The 3,846-nt window shown below is 64.6% G+C and carries 4 protein-coding genes; all 4 read right to left on the bottom strand.

Going from position 1 to position 3,846, the window contains the following annotated elements; all coding sequences use genetic code 11:
- Nucleotides 1-68: 68 nt before the first annotated feature.
- Nucleotides 69-374, bottom strand: a complete 306-nt coding sequence (locus tag CHB84_RS21940) for a hypothetical protein (protein ID WP_089303543.1) — start codon at nucleotides 372-374, stop codon at nucleotides 69-71.
- 275 nt (nucleotides 375-649) lie between these two features.
- Nucleotides 650-1,207, bottom strand: a complete 558-nt coding sequence (locus CHB84_RS22605; RefSeq protein WP_141134783.1) for a hypothetical protein — start codon at nucleotides 1,205-1,207, stop codon at nucleotides 650-652.
- A gap of 252 nt (nucleotides 1,208-1,459) precedes the next feature.
- On the bottom strand, nucleotides 1,460-2,695 hold the full coding sequence (locus tag CHB84_RS21935; RefSeq protein WP_089303544.1) for an IS256 family transposase: 1,236 nt from the start codon (nucleotides 2,693-2,695) through the stop codon (nucleotides 1,460-1,462).
- Between the two features lie 93 nt (nucleotides 2,696-2,788).
- Nucleotides 2,789-3,130 carry a Rossmann-fold NAD(P)-binding domain-containing protein gene (locus CHB84_RS21930; protein WP_089303542.1) on the bottom strand — a complete coding sequence of 114 codons (342 nt, stop codon included), beginning with the start codon at nucleotides 3,128-3,130 and terminating at the stop codon, nucleotides 2,789-2,791.
- Nucleotides 3,131-3,846: the final 716 nt, after the last annotated feature.

Genomic DNA, 3,846 nt, shown 5'->3' with positions numbered 1-3,846 from the left:
CACAGCCGCCGACCCGCTACCCGACGACCTCCAACACGCGCTCGACGCCATCAACACGGCCAGCCAGCCTACGCACTAATCTGGCAAAACTCGGGGCGCAGCGGGAATGGCGCCCCGATGATGACTGCCCAGAAGACGTTGAAGTCCTGCGTGCGTGCTGTGGCGGCGCTGGCTGGGGTGACGCGCAAGATGCGGATGAGCGCGACGGTGCCGGACTTGGCTTTCGGTGTTGCCGTTGCGGTCTTTCCGAGCACGGCGCGAGCGATCTGTTCGGCGTCGAAGCGATCGACCGTGCCATCCATGCGGCGTGCCGGCCTGCTGGGCCGATGGACCTCGATGATCTGCTCGTCGGCCGTGGTGAGAGCCCGTGTCAACGTCGCACCGCAAGACCCGGTGCTCTCGATCCAGATCGCGATCAGCTCTCCGCGGTGCGCCCGATCGGCCGGCCGTCATCGACAATCAGACGCGCCAACTGCACACCGGCACGCGGGGTCAGGGCAGCATTGGCATGGGTAGCGTGGGACACGAAGGCCTCCTTGGTGTGAAGCGGTTACTCAACAGCTCCACTCCACACCGGGAGGCCTTCACCCATCCACGACCTCAGACGGTGTCGTCACAACACCTCAACCAACGTGACCGGACATCACAGCTAATGGATGGAGCCGGTCGAAGCCGAGCGGCAGACGCTGCACGGGGTAAATCCTTCTTCGAGCGCTTCAGCGAGGGTCAAAGTCTGTTGCTCGTGACCGGCGAGCAGTTGGCAATCGGGCTGATGGAAGCGCTTCCGGCCAGGAACGATGCATACGTCAGTGTCCACTGCGTCGAGCGAGCCTTGTTGTACGGCGCTTTCAGAATCTGGCGCTGTGGTCGCCTCGTCCACAGGCGCCATCGCAGCTGAGGCTCGTTCATGGCTCTCACCCGCGACGATGGCCGGCGCCGGTTCCGGAGCTTCGGGCTCCGCTGCGGCTGCGGACACCGACGGCACATCGCAGTCCTGGCTCGATACCGTGGCCTCGTCTGACTTCGCTATCGACGAATCGGCGGCGGCTGTTCCAGCAGCTTGGCGGCGCTTCCATGCGACGCCGGCCAGCAGGAGCAAACACAGCACCGCTAGGCCGAGCGCAATATAGGCGAGTAGCAAGCTGTTGGTTGTCCAGGCCGCTGCCATGCATGCTGCGGCGGCAATTAGCAGCACGACAATGACCATTGTGGCGCTTCCTAACTTGCTGTTGTCAGTTGCTGTACAGATGCCCGCACCGCCGAGCCGGTTGGACCATCAGCCGGTAATAGCGTGCGACGGTGACGCATCGAAACCGGCATGCCCGGTGTATTCCCGGTAGGCTGCGTCGCGGCGTCGAGAGATCTTTCGATAGTGTTGTCTCGGAACCATGCTAGCCCTGAGTCGGGCCACGTCCGTGCTGGTGGTGTATGGGGTGGCACCGTGTGATCCGTTTCTAGTTTAGGCGCTGAGGGGTTCGATTGTCTTCACCTCCTCGGTGTCTGTGGCTGTGGGTGTGTCTATTTTGGTGAGTGTGTCGAGGCTGATGTAGCGGCGGGTCTCGGTCCATTCGTCGTTTTGCTCCATCAGTACCGCTCCGAGTAGGCGGGTGATGGCCTCCCGGTCGGGGAAGATGCCGACCACGTCGCTGCGGCGGCGCAGCTCACGATTGAGCCGCTCCTGGGGGTTGGAGGACCAGACCTGGCGCCACACGCTGCGGGGCAGCGCGGTGAAGGCCAGCAGGTCCTCACGGGCGCGGGCGAGGTGCTCGGCCGCGGCGGGCAGCTTGTCCTCCAGGGCAGCGATCACGCGGTCGCATTGGGCGTGGACTTGGTCGGCGTCGGGCTGGTCGAAGATGGTGCGCACCAGGGTGGCCACCCAGGGCTGCGAGGCCTTGGGCACCTTGACCAGCAGATCTCGCAGATAGTGGGTACGGCAGCGCTGCCAGGCTGCCCCCGGCAGGGTGGAGCGGATCGCCTCGACCAGCCCGGGGTGGGCATCCGAGGTGACCTGCACGACTCCGGACAGGCCGCGAGCGACGAGGCTGCGGAAGAAGGCCAGCCAGCCGGCCCCGTCCTCGCTGCTGGTCACATCGAAGCCGAGGATCTCGCGGTGCCCGTCGGCGTTGACCCCGACGGCCAGCAGACCGTGCACGGTCACCACGCGCCCACCCTCACGCACCTTGATGGTGAGCGCATCGGCCCAGCAGAACCGATACGGACCGGCGTCCAACGGGCGGGTGCGGAACTGTTCAACCTGCTCATCCAAGCTCTTGGCCAGTTCCGAGACCTGCGACTTTGACAAGCCGGTGATGCCTAGCTGTTCGGCCAGCTGCTCCACCCGGCGGGTGGATACCCCCAGCAGGTAGCTGGTGGCCACCACACTGACCAACGCCTGCTCCGAGCGCCGCCGGCGTTCCAGCAGCCAGTCCGGAAAGTACGAGCTCTCTCGCAGCTTCGGAATCGCCAGCTCGATCGAGCCCGCCCGCGTATCCCACCGACGCGTGCGGTAGCCGTTACGGCGATTGACCCGCTCGTCGCTGCTGGTGCGGTACTCGGCACCGCACACGGCGTCAGCTTCGGCGCTCATCAGCGCCTCGGCGAAGGTCTGCAGTATCTCCCGCAGCAGATCCGGACTCGCCTGCTGCAACCTCTCGCGCAGCAGCCGCACAAGCTCCACACTGTCAATGTCGGCCATCGTGCTCACCGTCCTTCCTTCCAACGCGATCTACTCGGAAGGATCAGCACGGTGGCCGTCCCTTATCACGCCAACACGCCGTGTCAGCGCAGGTCAGCCGTACACCACACCAATGGACGCAGGCCTGAGTTCGAAGGAATTGGCGGCGGGTGGATTCCACTGTTCATGCGGCCGCTCCTGCCAACGGTAGCCCGCGGTTGACGACCGCACCTCCGGGTTGGGTGCGTCGAACATTGACTCTGTCAAGTGACGGAGCCCCAGAAGGTTGACCTCGAACACGAGGTTGTCGGGTTGGGTGCCGGGGAGGCCGGCAACGTTGATCAACGTGTCCCAGCCTGTGCCAAGTTCCTGGGCCGCAGCGTCGATACGTGCCGGATCGGCGAGGTCGGCCGAGATGTGCTTCGCGACCGTGGCCGTAGGGGCGTGGCGATTCAAGGGCCGCCGTCGCGCCGGCTTGGATGAGGTGCTCGGCTACTGCGTGTCCGATGCCGGACGCTGCGCCTGTCACCACGCAGCGTCTTCTCGTAGCGCTCGTCATCGCGAGTCCTTTCGCTCAACGTCCGCACTGGCACTGCTGGAAACTCGGCACAAGCTCGCTGCGTGGTTGAATATAATCTATACTAAAAAATAGGCCTTGTCCATTAGGGCGGGATGTGGTGAAGGCTTACATCGACACGGCAGAGTGGCTCTTGCGGTCCTGAGTTCCACGGTTCGCAAGCGGGTTCGGGCTCGATCGACAGTGTTGTTACGGGTCAGCGCTGCGCGTCGGCAGTTGAACCGTGACATGCTGTAGGTACGAGGCATGGGCATGTCGGCTGCCCCGGCCTGGCGGACGTGGCGTCGTGTAGACCATGTACTTCGGTGACGGGCCGTGCTGGTGGTCTGTCCCCGTCACCAGCGAGATTGGTAGCGCTCGTGAGGCTCTGGGCGTTACCGCTGCGACTCTGAGCGGTAGGTCCGGTCTGCCACTCTTATATCGTGGAATCCTGTGTACGCTGGCGTGGTCTGAGTTGGGGGCGTGGCAGGAGTCCAGGTGTTGCCGCTTGGCTGGATGTGAGCCGCACGGTGATGTGGGCGGCGGTGAAGGCGAGTGCTACGGCTCCGGCGAGTACGAGGCCGAATTCGCGCAGGGCGGCCACGCTGGAGGCGGT

Origin of the sequence: Haloechinothrix alba (assembly GCF_900188115.1) — a bacterium.
Taxonomy (GTDB): domain Bacteria; phylum Actinomycetota; class Actinomycetes; order Mycobacteriales; family Pseudonocardiaceae; genus Haloechinothrix; species Haloechinothrix alba.
This window is presented reverse-complemented; position numbering and strand designations above follow the sequence as displayed.